This window comes from Cupriavidus sp. DB3, from assembly GCF_020418465.1.
Lineage (GTDB): Bacteria > Pseudomonadota > Gammaproteobacteria > Burkholderiales > Burkholderiaceae > Cupriavidus > Cupriavidus cauae.
This window is the reverse complement of sequence record NZ_JAIZPL010000004.1, coordinates 357,609-381,700: the sequence shown is the minus strand read 5'-3', so window position 1 is coordinate 381,700 and position 24,092 is coordinate 357,609. Positions and strand designations below refer to the sequence as shown.

Annotated in this window: 22 protein-coding genes and 2 pseudogenes; 12 read left to right on the top strand and 12 right to left on the bottom strand. The window is 70.0% G+C overall.

Annotated elements, in window-relative coordinates; genetic code table 11:
* The first annotated feature begins 84 nt into the window (after positions 1–84).
* From K7G19_RS15180 to rfaE2, 4 genes are all read left to right on the top strand, one after another.
* A complete protein-coding gene (locus tag K7G19_RS15180; protein ID WP_370639551.1) occupies positions 85–1,203 on the top strand; it encodes a PhaM family polyhydroxyalkanoate granule multifunctional regulatory protein in 1,119 nt (372 codons plus the stop codon).
* Positions 1,204–1,249: 46 nt separating this feature from the next.
* The gene (locus K7G19_RS15175) at positions 1,250–2,452 is read left to right on the top strand and encodes a patatin-like phospholipase family protein (protein WP_226108178.1); all 1,203 of its coding nucleotides are present in this window, start codon (positions 1,250–1,252) and stop codon (positions 2,450–2,452) included.
* Between the two features lie 174 nt (positions 2,453–2,626).
* Positions 2,627–3,490, top strand: coding sequence for an acyl-ACP desaturase (locus tag K7G19_RS15170; protein ID WP_149317322.1), 864 nt, complete (start codon positions 2,627–2,629; stop codon positions 3,488–3,490).
* 25 nt (positions 3,491–3,515) lie between these two features.
* Positions 3,516–4,010, top strand: a complete 495-nt coding sequence (rfaE2, locus tag K7G19_RS15165; RefSeq protein ID WP_149317603.1) for a D-glycero-beta-D-manno-heptose 1-phosphate adenylyltransferase — start codon at positions 3,516–3,518, stop codon at positions 4,008–4,010.
* Positions 4,011–4,101: 91 nt separating this feature from the next.
* Here the strand turns inward: rfaE2 and K7G19_RS15160 are convergent, their stop codons facing one another.
* Together K7G19_RS15160 and K7G19_RS15155 are read right to left on the bottom strand one after the other, a co-directional pair.
* On the bottom strand, positions 4,102–5,049 hold the full coding sequence (locus tag K7G19_RS15160; protein WP_226108177.1) for a type III pantothenate kinase: 948 nt from the start codon (positions 5,047–5,049) through the stop codon (positions 4,102–4,104).
* 200 nt (positions 5,050–5,249) lie between these two features.
* Complete coding sequence (locus K7G19_RS15155; protein WP_226108176.1) at positions 5,250–6,125, bottom strand: biotin--[acetyl-CoA-carboxylase] ligase; 876 nt, start codon at positions 6,123–6,125, stop codon at positions 5,250–5,252.
* Positions 6,126–6,256: 131 nt separating this feature from the next.
* Here K7G19_RS15155 and K7G19_RS15150 point away from each other — a divergent pair, with 131 nt between their 5' ends.
* From K7G19_RS15150 to K7G19_RS15130, 5 genes are read left to right on the top strand one after another with little or no spacing between them, the layout of a single operon-like run.
* Positions 6,257–7,381, top strand: coding sequence for an ABC transporter permease (locus tag K7G19_RS15150; RefSeq protein WP_150083253.1), 1,125 nt, complete (start codon positions 6,257–6,259; stop codon positions 7,379–7,381).
* Positions 7,378–8,277, top strand: coding sequence for an ABC transporter ATP-binding protein (locus tag K7G19_RS15145; protein WP_226107955.1), 900 nt, complete (start codon positions 7,378–7,380; stop codon positions 8,275–8,277). Before K7G19_RS15150 ends, K7G19_RS15145 begins: the two co-directional genes overlap by 4 nt.
* A complete protein-coding gene (locus tag K7G19_RS15140) occupies positions 8,277–9,236 on the top strand; it encodes an MlaD family protein (protein ID WP_187829131.1) in 960 nt (319 codons plus the stop codon). The genes K7G19_RS15145 and K7G19_RS15140 overlap by 1 nt, the downstream gene beginning before the upstream one ends.
* Before the next feature lie 29 nt (positions 9,237–9,265).
* Positions 9,266–9,943: an ABC-type transport auxiliary lipoprotein family protein gene (locus tag K7G19_RS15135; RefSeq protein WP_370639550.1), complete on the top strand. Its 678-nt coding sequence runs from the start codon at positions 9,266–9,268 to the stop codon at positions 9,941–9,943.
* A 25-nt stretch (positions 9,944–9,968) separates the two neighbouring features.
* Entirely contained in the window at positions 9,969–11,234 is a 1,266-nt protein-coding gene (locus K7G19_RS15130) for a VanZ family protein (RefSeq protein ID WP_226107953.1), read from the top strand.
* Here the strand turns inward: K7G19_RS15130 and pxpA are convergent.
* The 4 genes and pseudogenes from pxpA to K7G19_RS15105 all read right to left on the bottom strand — a co-directional run.
* Positions 11,231–11,965, bottom strand: a complete 735-nt coding sequence (gene pxpA / locus K7G19_RS15125; RefSeq protein ID WP_149317328.1) for a 5-oxoprolinase subunit PxpA — start codon at positions 11,963–11,965, stop codon at positions 11,231–11,233. The two genes, K7G19_RS15130 and pxpA, sit on opposite strands and share 4 nt — an antisense overlap.
* Before the next feature lie 283 nt (positions 11,966–12,248).
* Positions 12,249–13,469, bottom strand: coding sequence for a biotin-dependent carboxyltransferase family protein (locus tag K7G19_RS15120; RefSeq protein WP_226107951.1), 1,221 nt, complete (start codon positions 13,467–13,469; stop codon positions 12,249–12,251).
* A 221-nt stretch (positions 13,470–13,690) separates the two neighbouring features.
* Positions 13,691–14,086 (bottom strand): annotated as a pseudogene (pxpB, locus tag K7G19_RS15115) (5-oxoprolinase subunit PxpB); the annotation flags it as partial.
* Between the two features lie 213 nt (positions 14,087–14,299).
* Positions 14,300–14,542, bottom strand: a pseudogene (locus K7G19_RS15105) (carboxyltransferase domain-containing protein); the annotation flags it as partial.
* A 305-nt stretch (positions 14,543–14,847) separates the two neighbouring features.
* Between K7G19_RS15105 and K7G19_RS15100 the strand changes: the two are divergent.
* Positions 14,848–15,846 carry a tripartite tricarboxylate transporter substrate-binding protein gene (locus K7G19_RS15100; protein WP_226107949.1) on the top strand — a complete coding sequence of 333 codons (999 nt, stop codon included), beginning with the start codon at positions 14,848–14,850 and terminating at the stop codon, positions 15,844–15,846.
* Positions 15,847–15,882: 36 nt separating this feature from the next.
* Positions 15,883–17,529 (top strand): alkaline phosphatase family protein, encoded by a 1,647-nt coding sequence (locus K7G19_RS15095; RefSeq protein ID WP_226107947.1) that lies wholly within the window; start codon positions 15,883–15,885, stop codon positions 17,527–17,529.
* 95 nt (positions 17,530–17,624) lie between these two features.
* On the opposite strand, the gene K7G19_RS15090 is transcribed toward K7G19_RS15095, so the two are convergent.
* The 4 genes from K7G19_RS15090 to K7G19_RS15075 form a co-directional block, all read right to left on the bottom strand.
* The gene (locus K7G19_RS15090; RefSeq protein WP_226107946.1) at positions 17,625–18,311 is read right to left on the bottom strand and encodes a MarR family winged helix-turn-helix transcriptional regulator; all 687 of its coding nucleotides are present in this window, start codon (positions 18,309–18,311) and stop codon (positions 17,625–17,627) included.
* 37 nt (positions 18,312–18,348) lie between these two features.
* On the bottom strand, positions 18,349–19,347 hold the full coding sequence (lipA, locus tag K7G19_RS15085) for a lipoyl synthase (RefSeq protein ID WP_006577815.1): 999 nt from the start codon (positions 19,345–19,347) through the stop codon (positions 18,349–18,351).
* A 36-nt stretch (positions 19,348–19,383) separates the two neighbouring features.
* Positions 19,384–20,187, bottom strand: a complete 804-nt coding sequence (gene lipB, locus K7G19_RS15080) for a lipoyl(octanoyl) transferase LipB (RefSeq protein ID WP_149317333.1) — start codon at positions 20,185–20,187, stop codon at positions 19,384–19,386.
* 189 nt (positions 20,188–20,376) lie between these two features.
* Positions 20,377–20,739, bottom strand: a complete 363-nt coding sequence (locus K7G19_RS15075; protein ID WP_226107945.1) for a DUF2917 domain-containing protein — start codon at positions 20,737–20,739, stop codon at positions 20,377–20,379.
* A gap of 219 nt (positions 20,740–20,958) precedes the next feature.
* Here K7G19_RS15075 and K7G19_RS15070 point away from each other — a divergent pair, with 219 nt between their 5' ends.
* Positions 20,959–21,912, top strand: a complete 954-nt coding sequence (locus K7G19_RS15070; RefSeq protein WP_149317335.1) for a transcriptional regulator GcvA — start codon at positions 20,959–20,961, stop codon at positions 21,910–21,912.
* Between the two features lie 52 nt (positions 21,913–21,964).
* Here the strand turns inward: K7G19_RS15070 and K7G19_RS15065 are convergent, their stop codons facing one another.
* Entirely contained in the window at positions 21,965–23,056 is a 1,092-nt protein-coding gene (locus K7G19_RS15065) for a tyrosine recombinase XerC (protein ID WP_226107944.1), read from the bottom strand.
* A 23-nt stretch (positions 23,057–23,079) separates the two neighbouring features.
* Positions 23,080–23,850 (bottom strand): DUF484 family protein, encoded by a 771-nt coding sequence (locus K7G19_RS15060; protein WP_226107943.1) that lies wholly within the window; start codon positions 23,848–23,850, stop codon positions 23,080–23,082.
* Positions 23,851–24,092: the final 242 nt, after the last annotated feature.

The following is a 24,092-nucleotide window of genomic DNA, read 5'->3' as shown; positions in this document are numbered from 1 at the left end:
TGAGTTGGCGCTTGAGCCCGCGCGCGGGACGCCCCGGACAGCGCGCATTTCCAATGACGATGGCCCCACCGCGGAGCACAGACCATGTTTGGACAGATACCCGATTTCAATGACGGCTTCGAATTTCTGCGCAAGATGTGGGGCAACGCGGCGGGCATGCCGACCGGGCTGATGCCCGGCCTGCAGGCGATGACGCCGCCGATGGATCTGGACGAGGTCGACAAGCGCATCCATGACCTGAAGGCGGTCGAAAGCTGGCTGCAGCTGAACGCCAACCTGCTGCGCACCACGATCCAGGGGCTCGAGGTCCAGCGCGCGACGCTGGTCGCGCTGAAGACGGTCGGCGAGGCGCTGTCGCCCGAGGCGCTGCAGAGCGCGATGGAAAACGTCGCCCGCGCGGCCAACGCGCCGAGCGCGACGCCGCCGCGGCGTCCGGCTTCACCGCCGCCGGCACAGCCCGCCGCCGGCGCGGAAGGCATCGACCCGAGCGATCTGGCCGACATGGCCGAGATGGAGGCCACGCCCGATTACGACGAGGACGAGGACGAGGGCCCGGACAGCCCGGACCAGGAAGCGCCGCCCGAACGCCGAGGGGAACAAGCGGAACAGCCGGGGCAACGCGCTGGACAAGAGGCCGGACAGCGGGCCGGGCAGCAAGCTGGCGCATCGCAGTCCGGCCGCGCCTCGCCGCCCCCGCAGGCCAATCTGTGGTGGGACATGCTGCAGCAGCAATTCAATCAGATCGCGAGCAGCGCGGCCGCCGCGAGCCTGGCCTCGCTGAACAATCTGGGCGCCTTCGGCGCCGGCCAGCCGGGAACCGGGGCGGCGGCCCAGGGCAGCGGCCAGGCGGGGGCCGCTGGCGCGAGCGAACCGGAACAGCCGGCGCCGTCCGGCAAGGGCAGCGCGAAGCCGACGGCCAAAGGCCGCTCCAAACCGGCGGCGAAGGCGGCAGGCAGCAGGGCGACACGCGCGGCAAATGACGGCCCCCCCGACGGCACCCCCGGCGGGACCCGCGGAGGCGGCGCGAAGGCGGGTGCAAAAGCGGGGGCAAAAGCGGGCACGAAGGCCGGCACGAACGGCACCTCCCATGGCACCTCGAATGGCGCCTCGAGTGGCCCCTCGCATGGCCCCTCGAATGGCGCCGCGCCCGCCGGCAAGACCGCGAAGCCCGTGCGCCGCCGCAAGGCCAACAACGGACACTGACAGCGGAGGCGCCTTGGCAGCGAGCAAGACCACCGCGGTGATCCTGATGGGCGGCGGCGCGCGCGCCGCCTACCAGGCCGGCGTGCTGCGCGGCATCGCCCGCATCGCCGCCCGCCATGGCGTGGGCACGCGCAATCCCTTCGAGATCATCTGCGGCACCTCGGCCGGCGCGATCAACGGCGCCGGCCTGGCGATCGACGCCGGCGACTTCGATCGCGCCACCGAAACGCTGGCCGCGCTGTGGTCCAGCATCCATGCCGAGGACGTCTATCGCACCGACGTGCTGCGCGTCGGCATCTCGGGGGCCCGCTGGCTCTCCGCGCTGGCGGTCGGCTGGGCGCTGCAGCACGCGCCGCGCGCGCTGTTCGACAACAAGCCGCTGGACAGCCTGCTGAGCGAGCTGTTCGATCCCGACCGTGTGCAGGGCAGCCTCGATGCCGGCCATCTGCAGGCGCTGGCCATCACCGCGCTGTCGTATTCGACCGGCCGGCACGTGACCTTCTACCAGTCGCACCGCCGCATCCAGCCCTGGCGGCGCAGCCAGCGCATCGCGGTGGAGGCGCGCATCGGCGTCGATCATCTGCTGGCCTCGTCGTCGATCCCCTTCCTGTTTCCCGCCACGCCGCTGGAACTGGACGGCCACCACGAGTGGTTCGGCGACGGCACCATGCGGCAGATGTCGCCGCTGTCGCCGGCCATCCACCTCGGCGCCTCGCGCATCCTGGCGATCGGCGCGGCCTCGGCGCCGCGCGCCGGCGGCTACGACACCGTGCCGGCGGGCGGCTACCCGTCGCTGGCGCAGGTCGGCGGCCAGGCGCTGGCCAGCATCTTCCTGGACGGCCTGTCGGCCGATCTCGAGCGGCTGCAGCACATCAACACGCTGCTGACCCGCATGCCGGAGATCGCCAACGATCGCGAAGGCTGGCGCCCGGTGCAAGTGATGACGATCTCGCCGAGCGAGCCGATCGAGTCGCTGGCGATCGAACACGTCAAGCGGCTGCCCCGCACCGTGCGCGCGCTGCTGGCCCCGCTCGGCGGCACCGAAGCCAAAGGCGCGGCATTTGCTAGCTACCTGCTGTTCGAGCCCGAGTTCACGCAGGCGCTGATCGCGCTGGGCGAGCGCGATGCGCAGGCGCAGGGCGACGAACTGGCCGCTTTCCTCTACGGTGTGATCCCCGGCACGCCGGCCGCGAGCCGCGCGCCGGCGACCAGCGAGGCAGGCTCTCCGCCCGCTTCGGCGCTGGCCTGACGCTGTTTTGCGGATTTTCACAGTCCCGACAGCTTGCTGTGGCAGGCTGCCGCCGGGTCCGCCCTTGGCAAGCGGCATCGAACCGTTCGCGCGGCAACTTGCGGACGGCCAGCAAAAGGTCTATAGGAATGATTCGCATCTGGTAGAATCTGCCCGTAATTTCAAAGGCTTACCATGCTCTACCCCGAACTGTTCAAATCGCTGGAAGCGGTCCGCTGGCATATGGACAAGGACATCCCCTGGGATTCCTTCGACGCCAGTCTGCTGACGGACGATCAGGCGAAAACCATCCGCATGAACGCGATCACCGAGTGGTCCGCCCTGCCGGCCACCGAAATGTTCCTGCGCGACAACCGCCACGACTCCGACTTTTCGGCGTTCATGAGCGTGTGGTTCTTTGAGGAGCAGAAGCATTCGCTGGTGCTGATGGAGTACCTGCGCCGCTTCCGCCCGGATATGGTCCCGACCGAGGAAGAACTGCACGCGGTGCGCTTCGAATTCGATCCGGCGCCGCCGCTCGAAACGCTGATGCTGCATTTCTGCGGCGAGATCCGCCTGAACCACTGGTATCGCCGTGCCGCCGAATGGCACACCGAGCCGGTGATCAAGCATATCTACCGCACGCTGTCGCAGGACGAGGCTCGCCACGGCGGCGCCTACCTGCGCTACATGAAGAAGTACCTGAACCAGTTCGGCGACAACGCGCGCTCGGCCTTCGCCAAGATCGGCGTGCTGATGGCGTCGGCGCGCCGCACCGAGAAGCCGCTGCACCCGACCAACCTGCACGTCAACAAGGCCCTGTTCCCGAACGACACCGTGCAGTCTCGCCTGCCCGATCCGGACTGGCTCGAGCACTGGCTGGACAAGCAGATCCGCTTCGACGAAGGCTGGGAGAAGAAGGTCATCGACCGCATCCTGCACAACATGTCGCTGCTGTTCGAGCGCACCTTCGAGACCGTGCAGGACCTGAACCGCTATCGCAAGGAACTGAACGCGCGGCTGCAGGCCAATGGCGGCGCCAAGCCCGCCGAAGCCTGATGCCGGCGCCGTCCTTGCGATGACGCTGTCTCCCCCGGCCTTCGAGGCCAAGCTCGCTTCGACCGACGATCCCCAGGCGCTGCAACGGCGCCTGGCGGCCCTGCCGCGCCCGATGGTGTTTACCAACGGCGTGTTCGACATCCTGCATCGCGGCCATGCCACCTACCTGGCGCAGGCGCGCCAGCTGGGCGCCTGCCTGGTGGTCGGCGTCAACAGCGACGCCTCGGTACGGATGCTGGGCAAGGGTGACGATCGCCCGCTCAATGGCGAGGCCGACCGCATGGCGCTGCTGGCCGCGCTCGAATCGGTCGATCTGGTGCTGATGTTCGGCGAAAAGACGCCGGTCGAGCTGATCCGGCTGGTCCGCCCCGACATCTACGTCAAGGGCGGCGACTACGAGATCGATACGCTGGAAGAGACCCGGCTGGTGCGCAGTTGGGGCGGCCAGGCTTACGCGATCCCCTTCCTGCACGACCGCTCGACCACCAAGCTGCTGCACAAGGTCAGGCAGGGCGGCTGAACCTGCGGGCCGGGCCCTGCGGACCGCGGCCGTGGTTCCGCGTTGAACGGTGCCCGCATTCGGCCCTGTTCGGGCCGCGTTCAACCCGCGTTCAGCGCCCTCGCTGCTGCGCCGCCATCACCGACAAACCCAGCAACACCAGATTCTCGTGCCGCTCGAACGGCAGCGTCAGCGCGCCGGCCAGCGCCTCGCGCGCGCCGCCCGACAGCAGGCAGCGGGCCGGACCGCGCCGGGTCAGCGCGTCCCAGGCGCGTTCGATCGCGCCGGCCTGGGCCGCCAGGCAGCCGGCGGCGATCGCATCGCGGGTGTTGTCGGCCCAGGCCGCCGCGGCATGGGCCTCGCCGATCTCGACCGCCGGCAGCTGCGCGGTATTGCGCGCCAGCGATCCCATCATCAGCGCGAGTCCGGGCAGGATCATGCCGCCGGCGAAGCGAGAGCGCGCCGGCGTGCCGCTGCTGGCGTTGCTGGCGTCGCTGCCGCCACTGCGGTTGCTGGCGCTGCCGCCGATGCGCTGTTCATTGCCGTCACTACCGTCGCCGCGGTCCGGCGCCAGCACCACGTCGATCGTGGTCGCGGTGCCCGCCGTGACGATCATCAGATTGCCCTCGGGCAGATGGTGGCGCGCACCGATGCCGCCGACCCAGCGGTCGACGCCGAGCTGGCTCGGCTCGCGATAGCCGTTGTCCAGCGTGCCGTGCGACGCGGTGGCGCGGGCCCAGTGCACCGCCGGCGGACCGCCGAAGGCATCGGCCAGCAAGGCATCGACCTCGGCCGCGATGACAGGGCCGGCCACATTGCTGATCCACACGCCGCGTGGTGCGCCCTCGGCATCGGCCAGCGCGCGCCAATCGCCGGCCAGCGTGGCCAGCGCTTCATGCCCGCAGGCGCCGCCGGTGCGCCACGGCACCGGCAGCGCGCCGGTGGCCGGGGCGCCGAGCGAGGCCGCGTCGCACCAGGCCCACTTCAAGCGGGTATTGCCGATATCGATCAGCAGCACGGTGGCGTTCGCGGTGGTATCTGCGGCAGCGGCCGCGGCGATGTCCGCGGCAGCGTCAGCGGCAGCGCCCGCGGTGGTGTCCGCAGAGGCGGTCGCATTGGCGTCGGCGGTGGTGTCAGCAGTCGCGCTCGCATTGGCGTTCGCATTGGCGTTCGCATTGGCGTTCGCATTGGCGCGCGCAGTGCCGCTCGCATTGGCGCGCGCAGTGCCGCCCGCAATGGTGTCCGCATCCTGGTTCGCGCTCATCGCGCCCCCTCGCCGGCGGGCCGCATCGACAGCTCGCCCGAGGCGATCCGCTGCAGCCCGTTTGCGGTTTCCAGCAGCAAATGGCCCTCGTCGTCGACGCCGCGCGCCATGCCCTCGGCCTGTACCGCGCCGTCGTGCAGCAGCCGCACCGGCTGGTCGCGATACGCATCGCGCGCCGACCAGCGCCGCGCCATCGGCGCAAAGCCGTCGGCAAGGAAGGCGGTGCGCATCGCCGCCAGCCGGTTCAGCACCGCGGCCAGCAGGTCGGTCGGGCCATGCTGCGGGTGGAATCGATCCATGCATTCGGTGACGCCGGCCAGCGAGCGGCCGAGCGCGGCCTCCATCGCGGCGTCGCGCACCAGGTTCAGGCCGATGCCGACCACCGCCCAGACCCGCTGCGGCCCCGCCGGCACCGATTCGATCAGGATGCCCGCCAGCTTGCGCCCGTCGATCTGCAGATCGTTCGGCCATTTGAGGCAGACCGCCTTGCCCAGCCGTGCGTCGACGTCGTTCAGCGCGTCCGCAAGCGCCAGCCCGACCGCGAGGCTCAGCCCCGCCAGCCGCGCCGGGGGCAACGCGAGCGGCATCGCCACCGAGAACGTCATGCCGGCCTGCCCCTGCCATGGCCGCCCCTGGCGTCCGCGGCCGGCGGTCTGCCGGTAGGCGAGCCTGAGCATGCCGGCCTCGCCCCACTGGGCCCGACGGCAGGCCTGGACCAGATCGGCATTGGTCGAGCCGGTTTCCTCGACGATCTCGAGCTGCCACTGCCGGGCCTCTTCGGCCAGCGCGGCCCGCAGGCGGACCGGATCGATACGCCAGGCAGGCGGCAAGGAGGACGAAGACGCGGGGGAATCGATCGGGGCGGCGGTCATGCGGGCGGAGGGAAGCTGGAATTCGGCGGCGGCCCGTGGATATCGGGCCATGCGCATTGTAGCCGCGTCCACTTTGGCGCCTGCCGGCGCGTGGCTTAAAATCGGCTTTCGCACCTTACATCGGTCAGCCATTGGAACGCTATACGAAGCCGGACATCGCTGTCACGCAACAGGACGGCACCGCCGCCGTGCAGTTGCAGGGAGACTGGACCGCGCTGTCGCTGGCGCAGGAGCGCTGCGCCCATGACCTGCGCCGGCAGCTGCAGGCACTCGTTCCCGGCACGGCGCGCTGGCAGCTGAGCGGCATCGGCCGGCTCGACCATATCGGCGCGCAGCTGTTGTGGCAGGCCTGGGGCGAGCGCTTTCCGGCCCATCTCGAGGCCACGGACGGCCAGCGCCGCGCCTTCGAGCGGATCGCCGCGGTACGGCGGCACGGCTGGAAAAAACGGATGGTCGACCGCTTCAACCCGGTCACGCTGCTCGGCGCGTCGATGCTGTCGCTGTTCTCGCAACTCGGTAACGGCATCGCGATGCTGGGCCAGCTGTCGCTGGACCTGCTGCGCTTCGCCGCCGCGCCGCGGCGCGGCCCGTGGCGGGAGATCTCGGCCAACGTCTACAGCATCGGCTACAAGGCGCTGGGCATCACCGCGCTGGTGGGTTTCCTGATCGGCGTGGTGCTGGCCTATCTGCTGGCGAACCAGCTGCGTACCTACGGCGCCAGCGTCTTCATCGTCAATATCCTCGGCCTGTCGGTGATCCGCGAGCTCGGTCCCGTGCTGGCCGCAATCCTGGTGGCGGGCCGCTCGGGTTCGGCGATCACCGCGCAGATCGGCGTGATGCGCGTGACCGAGGAGCTCGACGCGATGCGCGTGATGGGCATCTCGCACAGCTTCCGGCTGATCATGCCGCGCGCGATCGCGCTGGCCGTGGCGATGCCGCTGCTGGTCGCCTGGACCGCGCTGCTCGCGCTGATCGGCGGCATGGTGGCGTCGAACATGCAGCTGGGCCTGAGCCCGGTCTTCTTCCTGCGCGAGCTGCCCAACGCGGTGCCGGTGGCCAACCTGTGGCTGGGCCTGGGCAAGGGCGTGGCCTTCGGCATGCTGATCGCGCTGACCGCGTGCCACTTCGGCCTGCGCATCAAGCCCAATACGCAGAGCCTGGGCGAGGGAACGACCGCGTCGGTGGTCACCGCCATCACCGTGGTGATCGTGGCCGATGCGATCTTCGCGATCCTGTTCAAGGATGTCGGCATATGACGGCGAGCATCGATACGCGGGCCGGCACCGTCGGCGGCACCGGCGGCGGAACCCCGCCTGGCGCACGCACCCCGATCATCGAGGTACGCGGCCTGGTCAAGCGCTTCGGCGACACCGTCGTGCATGACGGCCTGGATCTCGAGGTCTACCGCGACGAGGTGCTGTCGATCGTCGGCGGCTCGGGCACCGGCAAGACCGTGCTGCTGCGGCAGATCGTCGGCCTGGAGCGGCCCACCGCCGGCACCATCCGCCTGTTCGGCGAGGACCTCGCCGGCCTCGATCCGGCGCGGCTGCAATGGATGCGCAACCGCTGGGGCATGCAGTTCCAGCGCGGCGCGCTGTTCTCGTCGCTGTCGGTGATCGACAATATCGCGCTGCCGCTGCGTGAACTTCGCTGCCTTCCCGACAATCTGATCTGCGAGGCGTCGCTGCTCAAGCTCGAACTGGTCGGCCTGTCGGCGCGCGACGCCGACAAGATGCCGGCCGACCTGTCCGGCGGCATGATCAAGCGCGTGGCGCTGGCTCGCGCGCTGGCCCTCGAGCCGGAACTGGTGTTCCTGGACGAGCCCACCGCCGGCCTGGACCCGATGGCGTCCGACGACTATGTCGCGCTGATCCGCGAACTGCGGCGCGAACTGAAGTTGACGGTGGTGATGGTCACGCACGATCTGGACACGCTGGTGGCGCTGTCCGACCGCGTTGCAGTGCTGGCGGACCGCAAGGTGCTGGCGGCGCTGCCGATCCCGCAGCTGGTGAAGATCGACCATCCCTTCATCCGCGAGTATTTTCTCGGCGAACGCGGCCAGCGTGCGCTCAGCGCGCTGAGCACGCAGAGCGCCGGCGCCAACCCTGCATCGGACGTGGCGGCCGTGGCGCGCCACGCTGGAGAGTCGTGATGGAAAACAAGTCGAACGCCTTTCTCGCCGGCGTGTTCACCATCGGCCTGGCCGTGCTGGTGCTGTTCGCGCTGTTCTGGTTCGGCACCGACCATACCGAGCGCGTGCCCTACGACCTGGTCACGCGCTCGACCGTGACCGGGCTCGGACCGCAGGCCGACGTCAAGTACCGAGGGCTGACGGTGGGCCGGGTCGAGTCGATCCGCTTCGATGCGTCCGTGCCGGGCCAGATCATCGTGCGCATCAGCGTCGACAAGGAGGCGCCGATCACGCGCACGACCTATGCGACGCTGGGCCTGCAGGGCGTCACCGGCATCGCCTATGTGCAGCTGGACGACACCGCGGCGCAGGAAGGCAGCACCGCGCCGTCGCCGCCGCTGGAGACCTCGCCGCGCGCGGTCGCCCGCATCCAGATGCGGCCGGGCTTCTTCGAGGAACTGGAGCGGCGCGGCGATTCGCTGCTGACGCAGGTCGAATCGCTGATGGCCTCGCTCAACGACATGTTCCAGGGCGAGAACCGGCGCGAGCTGATGACGACGATCCGCTCGATCAAGGAAGGCGTCGACGACTATGCCCGCGTCGCGCGCGCGCTCGAACCGGCCGCGCGGCAACTGCCGCAGGTCACCGCGAACCTGAACGCCACGCTGAAGTCGACGCAGCAACTGACCCGCGAGCTCGGCAGCCCCGACGGCACGCTGATGCGCACCGTCGACGGCGTCGGCCAGCAGTTGCGCGCGGCGGCCGGGTCGGTCGAGCACGCGGCCAACAATCTGAACGACCAGACCCTGCCGCAGCTCAACGGCCTCGCGCGCGACGCGCGGCAGACGGTGCGCAGCCTGGACCGCGCCGCCGGCCAGTTCAACGAGCGGCCGCAAAGCGTGCTGTTCGGCGGCTCGGCGACCCCGCCCGGTCCCGGCGAGGACGGCTTCAGCGCGCCATCGGCGGGGACCGCACCGTGAATCCAACCCTGTACCGGGAACCGATGCCCATGACCGACGCTGCCCCGCTCCGCCTCGCCCGCTTTTCCGCCAGGCTTCGTCTCGGCGCCGGCGCGATGCTGCCCGCCCCCCTGCTGGCCGCCACCCCGTTGGCCGTTACCTTGTTGGCCGCCGCGCTGCTGACCGGCTGTTCGCTGCTGCCGGATACGCCGCAGAGCACGACGTACGATCTCGGCCCGCCCACCGCAGCACCGTCGGCCGCAGCGGGCAAGACGCTGCCGCGGCTGCGCGTGCTGTCCACCGATGGTCCGTCCTGGCTAGACGGCAACGCGATCCACTACCGGCTGCGCTATGCCCAGGCCGAACGCCTGCAGCCCTATGCGACGCAGCGCTGGATCATGTCGCCGGTGCGGCTGTTCGACGAGCGGCTGCGCGAAGCGGTATCGGCCCGCGGCGAACTGAGCTGGGGCGGCGACACGCAGGCGCCCGCGCTGAAGGTCGATATCGTCGACTTCGAGCAGGTGTTCGACAGCGCCGACAGCAGCCGCGGCGTGGTGCAGGTGCGCGCGACCGTGATGCGCAACGGCATGATCGGCCAGAAGACCTTCACCGCCGAGCAGCCCGCCCCCAGCGCCGACGGCGCGGGCGGCGTACGCGCGCTGGCCGGCAGCACCGATGCCGTGATCGCGGCGATCATCGACTGGGTGGCGACGCTGCCGGTACGCTGAATCGGTACGCCATCACAGCGGCACCATGAAACAGGCCGATCTGCCTCCGTCCTCCACGCCGCCGGATCCGCGCTTGGCCGCGATCCCGCCCGAGAGCGCCAGCACGCTGCGGCATTCGCCGCTGGCGCGCTTCGGCCTGCTGTGCATGACGCTGCTGATGATCTACGTCAGCCTGTATCCGTTCACCGGCTGGACCGACAACGGCATCTCGCCGTGGGCCTTCCTCAATGCGCCCAAGCCGCGCTACATCACCGACTTCGATCTGCTGACCAATGTGCTCGGCTATTGCCCGTTCGGCGCGCTGGTGGTGCTGTCGCTGCATCCCCGCGTGACCGGGGCGCGCGCGGCGCTGCTGGCCTTCGCGGCCGGCATCGTGCTGTCCGGCGCGATGGAGGCGCTGCAGACCTGGCTGCCCAACCGCATTCCGTCGAACATCGACCTGATGACCAATGCGCTGGGCGCGCTGCTGGGCGGCACGATGATGGCGCCGTTCGCCAGCGCGATGATCGACCGCGGCACGCTGCGGCGCCTGCGCATCGCCTGGTTCGAGTCGCACGCCAGCTTCGCCATCATCCTGATCCTGCTGTGGCCGTTCGCGCAGATCTTCCCGCAGGAGCATCTGTTCGGCATGGGCGGCCTGGTGCGGCAATGGCTGACCAATCCCGAGTCGTGGCCGATGCAGCTGGTGCAGTGGGTGTTCCCCGGCTTCCTGCGGCTGCAGGAGGACATCGGCCTGCGCCCCGACGACATGCAGCAGCACCAGTTGCTCGAATCGCTGGTGACCGGCTGCGCGTGGGTCGGCACCGGCCTGTTCGCCTCGGTGGCAATGCGCCGGCAGGCGCCCACGCTGCGCATCCTCGCCGGCCTGCTGGCCGCCACGCTGCTGCTCAAGGGGCTCGCAGCCGAACTGCAGTTCCCGGCGGACAACGCCTTCAATTGGCTGTCCGAGGGCGGGCGCTACGCGCTGGTGACCGGCACGCTCGCGCTGGTGCTGCTGGTGCGTCTGCCGCGCCCGCTGCGCGGCATCCTGGCGATGAGCGCGCTGCTGACGCTGGTGATCCTGACCAACGTGCTGCCGCCCAATCCCTACGCCTGGGTCTCCGAACAGGGCTGGCGCCTCGGCCGCTTCGTCCATTTCAACGGCCTGGCCCAATGGCTCGGCTGGCTGTGGCCGTTCCTGGCCTTCTGCTATCTCGCCTGGCGCGTCGAGCAGTTCGGACTGACCCGGCGAAGGGAACGGCGCAGCCGTGGGGCGCGGCGAAACGCACCGAACACCGGCGACGCGGCCTAAGCCCGCACCGCAATCCCCTCTTCCCGCAGGCGGTCCCTTATCCGTTGCGCAAAGGCCAGCGCGTGGGGGCCGTCGCCGTGCAGGCAGACGGTGTCGGCCTGAATCGGTATCCATTGCCCGTCGATGGCGCGGACCTTGTGGTCGCGGACCATCGACAACGTTTGGGACAGCACGGCCTCGTCGTCGTCGAGCAGCGCGCCGGGCGTGCCGCGGCGGACCAGCGAGCCGTCGGGGTTGTAGCCGCGGTCGGCGAAGACCTCTTCCTTGACCGTCAGCCCGGCCTCGCGCGCGACCTCGATCATCACGCTGCCGGCCAGGCCGAAGAAGGTCAGCCGCGGATCGAAGTCGCGCACCGCGTCGACGATCGCCTGTGCCTGCGCGCGGTTGCGTGCGGCCTGGTTGTAGAGCGCGCCATGCGCCTTGACGTGGGCGAGGCGGCCGCCCTGAGCCCTGACGATCGCCGCGAGCGCGCCGATCTGGTACAGCACGTCGGCATAGATGTCGCGCGGGTCGCGCTGCATCTCGGTACGCCCGAAATTCTCGCGATCGGGGTAGCTCGGATGCGCGCCGATGGCGACGCCTTTGGCCAGCGCCCACTGCACCGTCTGCAGCATGGTCGACGCGTCGCCGGCATGCCAGCCGCAGGCGATATTGGCCGAGCTGATCAACGCCAGCAGCGCTTCGTCGCTGCCGCAGCCTTCGCCGAGGTCGGCGTTCAGATCGATCTGCATGACGGGTCTCCAGGATGGTTCGGTCGGTTCGTTGCGTTCGTGGGTTCGTCGGGTTCGTCGGGTTCGTCGGGTTCGTCGCGCTCGGTGCGCTCGGTGCGCTCGGTGCGCTGGGTGCGCTCGGTGCGCTCGGTGCGCTCGGCGCGGTCGGTGCGCTTGGGTGCGCTTGGTGCGCTTGGTGCGCTTGGTGCGCTTGGTTCGTTCGTCGCGTTCGTTCCGTTCGGTTCGGTGCGTCGGTGGGTCGGTGCGCTCGGTCCGTTCGTCGCGTTCGGTGGGTCCGCTCGCGTCACGGCAGCGTGGCGTCGGCCGGTGACAGCCGGCGCGTCATCGCGCGCCGCCGCGCGGCCGGCGCCTGCGCCCCGGTCCTCGCTTCCGACTGCCACGCCACCGCCTGCGCGATCTGGCGCAGATAGGTCTGCACCTGCATGCGCGCGGCCTCGGCTTCCTCGAGGCCGACGCGGTGGAAGCGCACGGCGGCGCCGAGCGGCGCCTGCGCGAGGCGCCACAGATCGGCGTCGATGACGACGCCGATCTTCGGATAGCCGCCGGTGGTCTGGGCATCGGCCATCAGCACGATCGGCTGACCGCCCGGCGGCACCTGCATGACGCCCGGCACCACGCCATGGGACAGCAGTTCCGGCGCGCCGGGCCGCCGCGCCAGCGCGGGACCTTCGAGCCGGAAGCCCATGCGGTTGCTGTTCGGCGTGACGGTCCAGTCGGCCTGCCACAGCGCCTGCTGGGCATCGGCCTCGAACTGATCGTACTCCAGCCCGGGCAGCATGCGGATCGGCAGCGCGCGGCCGTCGGCGGATGCTGGCGACGGCGACGACTGCGGCGTCCGCAGTGACTGCGGTGACCGCGGTGAATGAGACCGCTGTGGCGACTGCCACGACTGCAGCGACTGCGACGGCGACGACTGCAGCGACTGCGGCGACGACGACGACTGCGGCGACTGCGACGAGGGCGACGATGGAGACGGCAACGGCAACGCCCACGCGGGCGCCAGCACGCCGATCGGCGGCAATGGCGCCGGACCGAAGCCGGGCCGCAGCGCCGCCAGCCGATCGCCCCGCCGCAGCGCGCGGCCCTGGTGTCCGCCGAAGCCGGCCCTCAGGTCGGTGCTGCGCGAGCCCATCGCCAGCGGCACGTCGATGCCGCCGGCCACGCACAGATAGGTACGGGTGCCGCCACGGGGCGCGGGCAGCGTCAGCGTGCTGCCCGCGCGCACGTCGAACGCATGCCAGCACCAGACCGGCTCGCCGTCGAGATCGGCGCGGCATTCGGCACCGGTCAGCGCGATGCGCAGGTCGGCATGGAAGCGGACCGTGGCGCGGCCCAGCGTGAATTCGATGGCGGCCGCGCCGGGCTCATTGCCCAGCAGCAGATTGCCGACCCGCAGCGCGAGGCTGTCGAGCGCGCCGGTGCCGCCGACGCCGAACCGCCGCATGCCGTTGCGGCCGAGGTCCTGGATCGACGCCAGCGCGCCGGGGCGAAGGATCTCGATCATGGGCGCACCGATTTGGCGACCGGTTTGGCGACCGGTTTGGCGACCGGTTTGGCGTCCGATTTGGCGTCGGATTTGGCGTCGGATTTGGCGTCGGATTTGGCGTCCGGTCGCGCTCCCGCCTTGGGATCCGATCCGGCATCCGACCTTGCATCCGACCTTGCATCCGACCTTGCGTCCGAGCCGGCGTCCGATTTGGCGTCCGGCGTGGCGACCGGTCCGGCCACCGATGCCACCACGAAGCGCACGGTGTCGCCCGGCGCCAGCAGCGAAGGCGGATCGCGCTCGGGCAGGAACAGCGGCAATTCGGTACGTCCGATCAATTGCCAGCCGCCGGGCGCGGCCGCGGGATAGACGCCGGTCTGCTCGCCGCCGATGCCGACCGCGCCGGCCGGCACCGCGAGCCGCGGCTCTGTTCGGCGCGGCGTCGCCAGCGCGGGGTCGAGTCCGCCGAGATAGGCGAAGCCGGGCTGGAAGCCGAGGAAGTAGACGGTATAGGTACCGGCGCTGTGCCGCCGCACCACTTCCTCGGGCGTCAGGCCGGTATGAGCGGCGACGTCGGCCAGATCGGGACCGTCGTCGCCACCGTAGCGGACGGGAATCTCGACGACGCGGCCGGCGACCTCGGGGCCGGCGTTGGAGCCGGCGTTGGAGCCGGCGTTGGAGCCGGCGTTGGAGCCGGCGTTAGGGCCGGCGTTGGAGCCGGCGTTAGGGCCGGCGTTGAAGCCGGCGTTGGGGCCGGCGTTGGGGCCGGCGTTGGGGCTGACGTTGGGGCTGACGTTGGGGCTGACGTTGGCGTGGGCGTGGACCTCGCCGCTGACCTTGCCGCCGACGTTACCGCCCTCCCCGCGCGCCCACGCCTGCGCCAGCGCGGCTTCGAGCTGGTCCGGGTCGGCCCCGTCGTCGAACAGCACCGTCAGGCTGTTCATGCCGGGATAGGCGTCCACCACGCCGGGCCATGCGCCGGCCAGATCGGCCATCGCCCAGAAGCGGCGTTGCACGTCGAGCGACGCGGGAGGCGGCACGCTGCACAGCAGCGCGCGCTCGGCAAGGCGGTGGATCGTGCAGGTGACCATGATGGTGATCGGTGCGGAATCCAGGTTGCGTGGCGGGTCCGGAATGCGTTCGGGAATGCGTTGGGAGATGCGTTCGGCAATGCGCCCGGAATGCTGTCCGGAATGCTGTCCGGAAAAGCGCGGTGGAGCCCGCCATGCGTCTTATCGGCAATTTATCGAGAAAGTGAGTTTTGCGAAACCTGTGGCGCCATGCCGGCGCCTAGGGTTTTCCATAGCGGCGCGCGCCAATAGTTGATTAGATCAATCGTCGATGTCCCGCTTAAATTTGCCCGCGACCTCGCAGAAAGGAACCTCACGGAGACGCCATGACATTCGCAGAATTGACCCGCAAGGCCCGCCATGCGGCCGTGGCCGTTGCGCTGCTGGCGGCCGGCGCCGCCGGCGCGCCCGCCGCGCTGGCACAGAAAATCGAGAAGATCGACGGACCGCTGCGCTTCGTCGTCGGCTACGCGCCGGGCGGCGCCTCGGACCGCGCCGCGCGCATCGTCGGCCAGGCGCTGCAGGCCAAGTACGGCGTCACCGTGGTGGTCGAGAACAAGGCCGGCGCCGGCGGCCGGCTGGCCGCGCAGCAGGTCAGGCACGCCGGTCCCACGGACAACGTGCTGATGCTCGGCAATCCCGCCGTGATGACGGTCGCGCCGCTGGTGTTCAAGGACACCAGCTACGATCCGGACACCGATTTCGTGCCGGTGTCGCAGGTCTCGTCCTACGACTTCGCCGTGATCACCGGCCCGCAGGTGCCGGTCCGCGAGATGTCGCATCTGGTGGCCTGGCTCAAGGCCAATCCCGGCAAGGCCTTCTTCGGCGTGCCGGCCACCGGCAGCCTGCCCCACTTCTTCGCGCTGATGCTGGCCGAGCGCGCCGGCGTCAAGGGCGACGTGGTCGGCTACAAGGGCTCGGCGCCGCTGGCCACCGACATGCTGGGCGGCCAGGTGCCGGTCGGCGTCGACACGCTCGACGCGGTGCTGTCGCTGCATCAGAGCGGCAAGCTGAAGATCCTGGCGGTCTCCGGCAAGACGCGCTCGTCGTTCGCCAAGGACATCCCCACGCTGAAGGAGGCCGGCATCGACCTGGCCGCCGACGGCTGGAACGCGTTCTTCGCGCCGAAGTCGATGCCGCCCGAGAAGGTCAAGGCGCTGTCCGCGGCGATCCACAGCGTGATGTCGGACCCGGCGGTGCAGCAGCGCTTCGTCGCCGCCAACATGCAGCCGGTGGCCAGCACGCAACAGCAGACCGCGGACATGCTCAAGGCCTACAACGCCCAGTGGCAGCCGGTGGTCAAGCGCAGCGGCTTCCAGCAATAACGTCCGGCCGGACTGGATCAGCAAGGAGCGACGGCGATGGCCCGCAATATCCTTTTCATCATGTGCGACCAGCTGCGGTGGGACTACCTGTCCTGCACCGGGCATCCGACCATCCGCACGCCGAATATCGACGCGCTGGCCGCGCGCGGGGTGCGCTTCTCGCGCGCCTATGCGCAATCGACGATCTGCGGCTCGTCGCGGATGAGCTTCTACACCGGCCGCTATGTCGATTCGCACGGCGCCGCCTGGAACAACTTCCCGCTGAAGGTCGGCGAGATGACGCTGGGCGACTATCTGCGCCCGCTCGGGCGGCAGACGGTGCTGGTCGGCAAGACCCATATGGCGGCCGACACCGAGGGCATGGCGCGGCTGGGCATCGACCCCAATTCGCTGATCGGCACGCGCGTGGCCGAGTGCGGCTTCGATCCGTACGAGCGCGACGACGGGCTGCACGGCAGCGGCCCGGCCGGCCGCTACGATCCGAAGCCGGTGCGCTACAACGACTACCTGCGCGAGCTTGGCTATGCGGGCGACGACGGCTGGGACGACTGGGCCAACGCCGGCGAGGACGAGAACGGCAATCTGCTGTCGGGCTGGCTGCTGCGCAATTCGACCCGGCCCGCGCGCGTGGCGGAAGAGCATTCCGAAACGCCGTACATGACGCGGCGGGCGATGGAATTCATCGAGCAGGCGGGCGAGGCACCGTGGTGCCTGCATCTGTCCTATATCAAGCCGCATTGGCCCTGCATCGCGCCGGCGCCCTATCACGCGATGTACGGCCCCGCCGACGTGCCGTCGCCCGTGCGCAGCGAGGCCGAGCGCGCGCAGCCGCATCCGATCTACCAGGCCTTCCTCAATTCGCGCGTCAGCCGGGCCTTCTCCCGCGGCGAGGTGCGCGAGGCGGTGATTCCCGCCTATATGGGCCTGATCACGCAGATCGACGACCAGATCGGCGTGCTGATGCGCTTCCTCGAGAGCCAGGGCCGGCTCGACGACACCATGATCGTGTTCACCTCCGATCATGGCGACTACCTGGGCGACCACTGGATGGGCGAGAAGGACCTGTTCCACGAGCCGTCGGTGCGGCTGCCGCTGATCGTCGTCGATCCCTCGCCGGCGGCGGACGCGACGCGCGGCTCGGTATGCGATGCGCTGGTCGAGGCGATCGATCTGGTGCCGACCTTCGTCGAAGCCTGCGGCGGCACGCCCCAGCCGCACCGGCTGGAAGGACGCCCGCTGCAGCCCTGGCTGCATGGGCAGGCGCCGGCCAGCTGGCGCCGCCATGCGATCAGCGAATACGACTACTCGGCCACCGGTGCCGCGATATCGCTGGGCGTCGCGCCGCTCGATGCGCGGCTGTTCATGGTGGTCGACGAGCGCTGGAAGTACATCCACGCGCCGGGCTTCCGGCCGATGCTGTTCGATCTCGCCGAGGACCCGCACGAGCTGCACGACCTCGGCGCCGATCCGGCCCACCAGGCGCAATGCGAGCGGATGTATCTTGCGCTCGCGCAATGGGGACTGCGGCAGTCGCAGCGCACCGCGATCAGCGACGAGCGCATCGCCGCGATGCGGGGCGCATCGGTCCGCAAGGGGATCCTGCTCGGGTTCTGGGACGAGAGCGAACTGCCGGAGGAGCTGCTGCACGAGAAATGGCGCGGCGCCCGGGAGGCGCTGCGATAACGGTCAGCGCCGCGCTGGCGGTCGGCACTGCGCCAGCGGGCGCTGACGTTGGGGCTGCGCTGACGCTCGGCGCTGGGCTGACGATCGGCGCCGCGCTAGCGGTCGGCGCGGTCCTGGCCGGAGATGGCCTGCGTTTGCGGTCCGTTCTCCGATGCCTCGTCCAACGCATCGTCAGACGCATCCTCGGGCGCCGACCACTGGCGCCGCGCACCGCCGCCCCGCCAGCGGTTGGTGCTGACCGTGGTGGCGACCTGCCGCTTGACGCGTACCGCCTGCTCGGTCAGCGCGGTCAACAGCGTGTCGAGCACCGCCAGTTCGCCATCCGATAGCGTCTCGACCAGCTGCCGGTTGATCGCCGCCACCTCGTCGAACAATTGCCGATAGAGCGCCTGCCCCGCTGGCGTCAGCGCGACGCTGGCGCGCCGGCGGTCCCCGTCCAGCGTCTGCCGCCGGATCAAACCCTTGGCGGTCAGCCGCGTGATCGCGCGCGACACGCGCGTCCGGTCCAGATGGCATTGGCCCGCGATCTCCGACGGCGCCTGCGCGCCGCGCACGGCCAGCAGCCCAAGCAGCGCCCATTCGCGGCGCGACACACCGTACTGGCCCTCGCACAGGCGGATCACGGCCGCGCCGCTGGCGCCAACCAGCGCCGCGAGACGGAAATTGAGCAGATCGGTGATATCGCGCGGCGTGCGCAGGCGGCTGGTGCCCGCATCAAGAGCAGGGGCGGCCGCGGAAACTGCGGCCGCCGGAGGGGCGGCCGCGCAATCGTTGTCGGGCAAGGCGGATGCCGGCGCCGCGGAAGGGCGCCGGGCGGGATCAGGCGAAGCCGGCCTGGTGCGCCTGCTGGTCGGCATGGTAGGAACTGCGCACCATCGCACCGACCGCGGCGTGGGTGAAGCCCATCTTGTAGGCCTCTTCCTCGAACATCTTGAAGGTGTCGGGATGGACGTAGCGCAGCACCGGCAGATGGTGATTCGACGGCGCCAGGTACTGGCCGATGGTCAGCATGTCGATGTCGTGCGCGCGCATGTCGCGCATGACCTCCAGGATTTCCTCGTCGGTCTCGCCCAGGCCCACCATCAGGCCGGACTTGGTCGGCACGTCCGGATTGCGGCGCTTGAACTCCTGCAGCAGCTTCAGCGAGTGCGCGTAGTCGGCGCCCGGACGCGCCTGCTTGTAGAGGCGCGGCACCGTTTCGAGGTTGTGGTTCATCACGTCGGGCGGGCAGGCCTGCAGGATGTCCAGCGCCTTGTCCAGGCGGCCGCGGAAGTCCGGCACCAGCACCTCGATGCGGGTGATCGGCGACAGCTCGCGGGTCTTGCTGATGCAATCCACATAGTGCTGGGCGCCGCCGTCGCGCAGGTCGTCGCGATCGACGCTGGTGATCACCACATAGTTCAGCTTCAGCTGGGCGATGGTCTTGGCCAGGTTCAGCGGCTCGTTGACATCGAGCGGATCCGGGCGGCCGTGGCCGACGTCGCAGAACGGGCAGCGGCGCGTGCACTTGTCGCCCATGATCATGAACGTCGCGGTGCCCTTGCCGAAGCATTCGCCGATGTTCGGGCAGCTCGCTTCCTCGCACACCGTCACCAGGTTGTTGGCGCGCAGGATGTCCTTGATCTCGTAGAAACGCGAATTGCCGGTGGCCGCCTTCACGCGGATCCAGTCCGGCTTCTTCAGCTTCTCGGCGGGGACGATCTTGATCGGAATGCGGGCGGTCTTGTCGGCCGACTTCTGCTTGCGGGTCGGGTCGTAGGCCGCGCCTTGGGCGGCATCGCCTTGGGGATTCGAGGTGGCGATCAGGGCGTCGCTCATGGTGTTCTCCGCGCGCTCCCCGCGCGCATAGGTCGGCTAGGCCGTGGTCAGGGGTGTCAGTTGGCCGGGGGCCGTGGCGGCTGGCTCGTTCTCTCGCTGGTTCGCCGGTTCGTTCGCTTCGTCGTTCACTACCGGCTCGCCGCCCGCCGCGCGCAGTTGCGCCGCCGCCAGTACCTCGCACAATGCCGCCGCCAGGCGACGCGCGATCTCGGGCTGGTGCCGGGCGTCGACCGCTTCCCGGCGCACGCCGCCGTCGGCATCGGCCGCCGGCACCGTCGCGCCGGCGCGGGCCATGTCGACCGTCTCGAGGCCGGCATAACCGCACGGGTTGATACGCAGGAACGGGTCCAGATCCATCCGCACGTTCAGGCTGACGCCGTGATAGCTGCAGCCGTTGCGGATCTTCAGGCCCAGCGCGGCGATCTTGGCGCCGCGGTGCGGACCGTCGGACAGATAGATGCCGGGCGCGCCAGGCTTGCGTTCGGCGGGCAGATTATACGCCGCGAGCGTGTCCAGCACCGCCTGCTCGATCGCATGGACCAGCTCGCGCACCATCAGGCGGCGGCGGCGCAGGTCCAGCAACAGGTAGGCGACGACCTGGCCCGGTCCGTGATAAGTGATTTGGCCGCCACGATCGATCCGCACCAAAGGGATCGCCGGATCGGGCGACAGCAGATGCGAGGGGTCGCCCGCCTGGCCCAGCGTGTAGACCGGCGGATGCTCGACGAGCCAGATCTGGTCGGGAGATTCGGCGGTGCGCGCGGCGGTGTAGGCGCGCATCGCGTCGAAACAGGGCGCGTAGTCCTCCCGGCCCCGTTCGATGACTTCGATTGCTTGCATGCCGAGAGTGTAGCGAAAAGGGCCGGTTCGCACCGGCCCTTGGTTCGCTGGCGGCTGTCACCCTGGCGCCGTCAGGGTTGTCCGCGGCTGGGCCGACCTTCGTCCGGGATCGGACGCGCCGGCGGCCGGCTGTAGACCAGCCGCAGATGGCGCCGGCCTGCCGCTTCCGTTTTCGCCTCCCCGTTCCGTTCAGGAGGCGGCGACGACGTCCTGGCCAGGCGACCATTGCGTGCCTCGAACCAGGCGCCTCACGATGCGGTTCACCAGATGCGGCAGGTTGGTGGCCGCCGGGCGGCGCGCCTCGGCGATCAGCGCCAGCCGTACCGGGCGCTCGGCGCGCGGATCGACGCTGAGCACCACTTCGTCGCCGCGGTTCAGCTGCAGGCTGGCGCCGCAGCGCAGCCAGTAATCTTCCGAATCGCCGTCGCGGGTGACCCACAGGTTCAGGCCGGCGGCATCTTCCACATAAAGCCGTTGCGCGGTATGCACCGACAGCGGCGCGACCTCGCCCGGGTTCAGGCTGAAGACGGTCGTTGTGAGCAGGGTTTCCATTTTGGACTTCCTTCACTAAGGTGACGGTACCGTCCGGCACGCAAATCTCGCGTGGCTGGCGTCCCGCTTTACCGTGTCTGGCCTGGGTTGGCCTGGCGCGCTCGCTGTTGCGGTCCCGATGCACTGCATTCTAGTGATTGCCCGGCCACCCCCAAAACGATATATATTGATTTCCCTTGTTAGCCAATCTCACATAACGAACCCCCGACGAACGCTGCAATGACCCTCAAGCGCAACCCCGCCGAACTGCCGCGCGCCTGGCATCGGGAACTGCCACGGCTGCCGGCGCTGACCGCGCTGCGCGCCTTCGAGGCCGCCGCCCGGCACGAAAGCTTCTCGCGCGCGGCCACCGAGCTGTTCGTCACCCATGGGGCGGTCAGCCATCAGGTACGGGCACTGGAAGAGGAGCTGGGCCAGCCGCTGTTCGCCCGCAACGGCAAGCGGGTCAGCCTGACGCCGGCCGGACGCGTCTACGCCGAGCGCGTGCGCGACGCGCTGCTGCAGATCGCCGAGGCGACGCGGGCGCTGCAGTCCGGCACGCGCGACAAGCGGCTGACCATCAGCACCATGCCGTCGTTCGCGGCGCGCTGGCTGACGCCGCGCATCGGCAGCTTCATCGAGCGGCATCCCGAGCTGGACGTCGAGCTGATGTCGTCGAACACGCTGGTCGACTTCACCCGCGACGAGGTCGACGTGGCGCTGCGCATGGGCAGCGGCGACTATCCGGGGCTCTATGTCGAACGGCTGCTCGACGATGTGTTCTTCCCGGTCTGCAGCCCGAACTTCCTGGGCGGCAAGCTGCCGGCGCGTCCCGAGGACATGCAGGGGCTGACGCTGCTGCGCGGAGAAGGCGATCCGTGGCGGCCCTGGTTCGAGGCGGCCGGACTGGACTGGCCCGAGCCGCGCAAGGGGCTGATGTTCGAGGATTCGTCGCTGCTGCTGCAGGCCGCGGCCGAGGGCCAGGGTATCGCGCTGATCCGCTCGTCGCTGGCCTATAACGATCTGCTGTCGGGGCGGGTGGTGCGGCTGTTCGACGTCAGCATCCCGTGTCCGTGGCTGCTGTACTTCGTCTGCACGCCGGCGATGCTCGATACGCCGAAGGTGCAGGCGTTCCGGACCTGGCTGCTGCCGGAGATCGCGGCGTTCCGGCAGGTGCTGTCGCAGTGGGCCTAGGGTTGGGCTTGGGCTTGGGCTTGGGCTTGGGCTTGAGCGGAAGCCAGGAGCCTCAGGCCGGTTCGTCGTCGCCCGGCATCGATGACTTCGAGGGCGTGGATGCCTTCGAGGGCGTCGAGGGCGTCGAGGGCGTCGCCGCCGTGTCACGCTCGGCCAGCCGTGCGCGCGGATGGGCCTGGTCGTAGACCTTTGCCAGGTGCTGGAAGTCGAGCGCCGTGTAGATCTGCGTGGTGGCCACGCTGGCGTGGCCCAGCATCTCCTGCACCGCGCGCAGGTCGCCCGACGACTGCAGCACGTGGCTGGCGAACGAGTGCCGCAGCATGTGCGGATGCACGTCGGCCGGCACGCCGGCGCGGATGGCCTGCTGCTTGATGCGGGTGCGCACGGTGCGGTCCGACAGGCGCTCGCCGCGCCGCGACAGGAACAGCGCGTGCCGATGGCCAGCTTCGGCCGTCGCCCGTACCCACTCGTCGCGCACCGCCAGCCAGGCCCGCAGTGCCTGCACGGCCTTGCTGCCGACCGGCACGCTGCGGCGGCGCGAACCCTTGCCGAGCACCGTGACCTCGCCCGCGGCCAGGTCGACCCAACCAGACGAGCGGTAGCCGTCCTCTTCCACGTAGCGCAGATCGAGCTGCACCAGCTCGGACACGCGCAGGCCGCTCGAATAGCCGAGCTCGAACACGGCCTGGTCGCGCAGCCCTTCGGCGCCCTCGCCGGCCGGCTGGCCGACCAGCGCCACCGCATGCTCGACCGACAGCGCCTTGGGCAGCGGCCGTCCGGCCTTGGGGGCGCGCACGCCGTCTACCGGATTGGCCTCGACGCCGTGGCCGTGCCGCGCGGCCCACAGATAGAAGCCGCGCCAGGCCGACAGCGCCCGCGCAATGCTGGTGGAAGCAAGGCCACTGCCGCGCAGACGCGCGGCGAAGCTGCGGATCTGGTCGGTACGCAGCGCGGTCAGCGCGGTACCGGGGGCGAATTTGGCGGCCTGCGCCTGCAATACCGACAGGTCGCGCCGGTAGCCGACCAGCGTGTGCTCGGCCAGCTTGCGGCTGCTGGCCAGCCAGTCGAGGTAGGTGCGCAGCAGCGGATCGAGAGCGGGAGGGGGCGCGTCCGCCGCGGCGGCGGGTTCGGGGGAGCGGGCCATCTGTTGCCGCCCGGGTCCTCGCCTCAGGCGCGCAGCCGCGCCAGCGCCGCGCCGGCCAGTTCGCCGATGCGGCTCAGATAGGCGGTGCCCATGCCTTCGTGGAAGCGGCGCGGGTCGGGCGAGCCAAGCACCAGCAGGCCGAAGGTCGGACCGGTTTCGGCGTCCTCGCCGGCGGGGGCGCGCAGCGCGACCATCGCGAGCGATGCGATGTCGTCGCGCTCGAGCCAGTCGACCGCCTGCCTGCCGCCTTCGCCAAGCGTATCGGCCGCGGCCGCAGACGCGGGTGCGGGTGCAGGCGGGGCGCCCTCTTCGGCGACGGCCGGTTCGATGGCCCACGGATTGCCGCCGCAATACGGCGTCTGCAGACCCTCGGCAAAGCGGCGCGCGGCTTCGGTCGCGGCGGCCGCGTCGCCGCGCAGCAGATCAAGCGGGGCGTGCGTTTCGGCCAGCTGCCACAGCCGCAGCGCGACGGCCGGCACATCGAACACCTGCTGCAGGCCCTGGCTGACCGCCATCGGCAGCGCCAGCGCATCGGCTTCGCCGAGCAGCCGCAGCTGCCACGCGTGCATGCGGTTCTGCGTGCGGTCGTTGTCGTGGCCGTGGCGCATCAGATTGGCCAGCTTCAGTTCGAGGCCCTTGTTCTTCTCGCGCAGGATTTCCATCTGGCGTTGCTGCAGCGACACCGCGCGATGGCTGTGCGGGCTCGTCAGCTGCACGGAGGCGAGCAGCTCGGCGTGGTCCTCGAAGAACTGGGGATGACTTTGCAGATAGGCGGCGACGTCTTGCGGATTCATTGGCGGGTCATCGAACGATTTGCGCTGGAGTGTAGCAAACGCAGTTGGTGAGGAGCGGGCAGCCCTCTCCCCAGGCTCTCTCCCGCAGGCGGGAGAGAGGGGGAAAAACGCTGTCGGTGTTCTCCCTCTCCCGCCTGCGGGAGAGGGCCGGGGAGAGGGGCCGGGCGATCGATCGACCGGCATGGCCCCAAACCCGCCGCGCCATGAAAAAACCCGCGCTTGAGCGCGGGTTCGTCATCTGC

Bases quoted from the DNA above. Each gene is read 5' to 3' on its own strand.
- K7G19_RS15180 (WP_370639551.1), top strand. From the start codon at position 85: ATGTTTGGACAGATACCCGATTTCAATGACGGCTTCGAATTTCTGCGC.
- K7G19_RS15175 (WP_226108178.1), top strand. From the start codon at position 1,250: ATGGGCGGCGGCGCGCGCGCCGCCTACCAGGCCGGCGTGCTGCGCGGC.
- K7G19_RS15170 (WP_149317322.1), top strand. From the start codon at position 2,627: ATGCTCTACCCCGAACTGTTCAAATCGCTGGAAGCGGTCCGCTGGCAT.
- K7G19_RS15155 (WP_226108176.1), bottom strand. From the start codon at position 6,125: ATGACCGCCGCCCCGATCGATTCCCCCGCGTCTTCGTCCTCCTTGCCG.
- K7G19_RS15145 (WP_226107955.1), top strand. From the start codon at position 7,378: ATGACGGCGAGCATCGATACGCGGGCCGGCACCGTCGGCGGCACCGGC.
- K7G19_RS15140 (WP_187829131.1), top strand. From the start codon at position 8,277: ATGGAAAACAAGTCGAACGCCTTTCTCGCCGGCGTGTTCACCATCGGC.
- K7G19_RS15135 (WP_370639550.1), top strand. From the start codon at position 9,266: ATGACCGACGCTGCCCCGCTCCGCCTCGCCCGCTTTTCCGCCAGGCTT.
- K7G19_RS15130 (WP_226107953.1), top strand. From the start codon at position 9,969: ATGAAACAGGCCGATCTGCCTCCGTCCTCCACGCCGCCGGATCCGCGC.
- pxpA (WP_149317328.1), bottom strand. From the start codon at position 11,965: ATGCAGATCGATCTGAACGCCGACCTCGGCGAAGGCTGCGGCAGCGAC.
- K7G19_RS15120 (WP_226107951.1), bottom strand. From the start codon at position 13,469: ATGATCGAGATCCTTCGCCCCGGCGCGCTGGCGTCGATCCAGGACCTC.
- K7G19_RS15100 (WP_226107949.1), top strand. From the start codon at position 14,848: ATGACATTCGCAGAATTGACCCGCAAGGCCCGCCATGCGGCCGTGGCC.
- K7G19_RS15095 (WP_226107947.1), top strand. From the start codon at position 15,883: ATGGCCCGCAATATCCTTTTCATCATGTGCGACCAGCTGCGGTGGGAC.
- lipA (WP_006577815.1), bottom strand. From the start codon at position 19,347: ATGAGCGACGCCCTGATCGCCACCTCGAATCCCCAAGGCGATGCCGCC.
- lipB (WP_149317333.1), bottom strand. From the start codon at position 20,187: ATGCAAGCAATCGAAGTCATCGAACGGGGCCGGGAGGACTACGCGCCC.
- K7G19_RS15075 (WP_226107945.1), bottom strand. From the start codon at position 20,739: ATGGAAACCCTGCTCACAACGACCGTCTTCAGCCTGAACCCGGGCGAG.
- K7G19_RS15070 (WP_149317335.1), top strand. From the start codon at position 20,959: ATGACCCTCAAGCGCAACCCCGCCGAACTGCCGCGCGCCTGGCATCGG.
- K7G19_RS15065 (WP_226107944.1), bottom strand. From the start codon at position 23,056: ATGGCCCGCTCCCCCGAACCCGCCGCCGCGGCGGACGCGCCCCCTCCC.
- K7G19_RS15060 (WP_226107943.1), bottom strand. From the start codon at position 23,850: ATGAATCCGCAAGACGTCGCCGCCTATCTGCAAAGTCATCCCCAGTTC.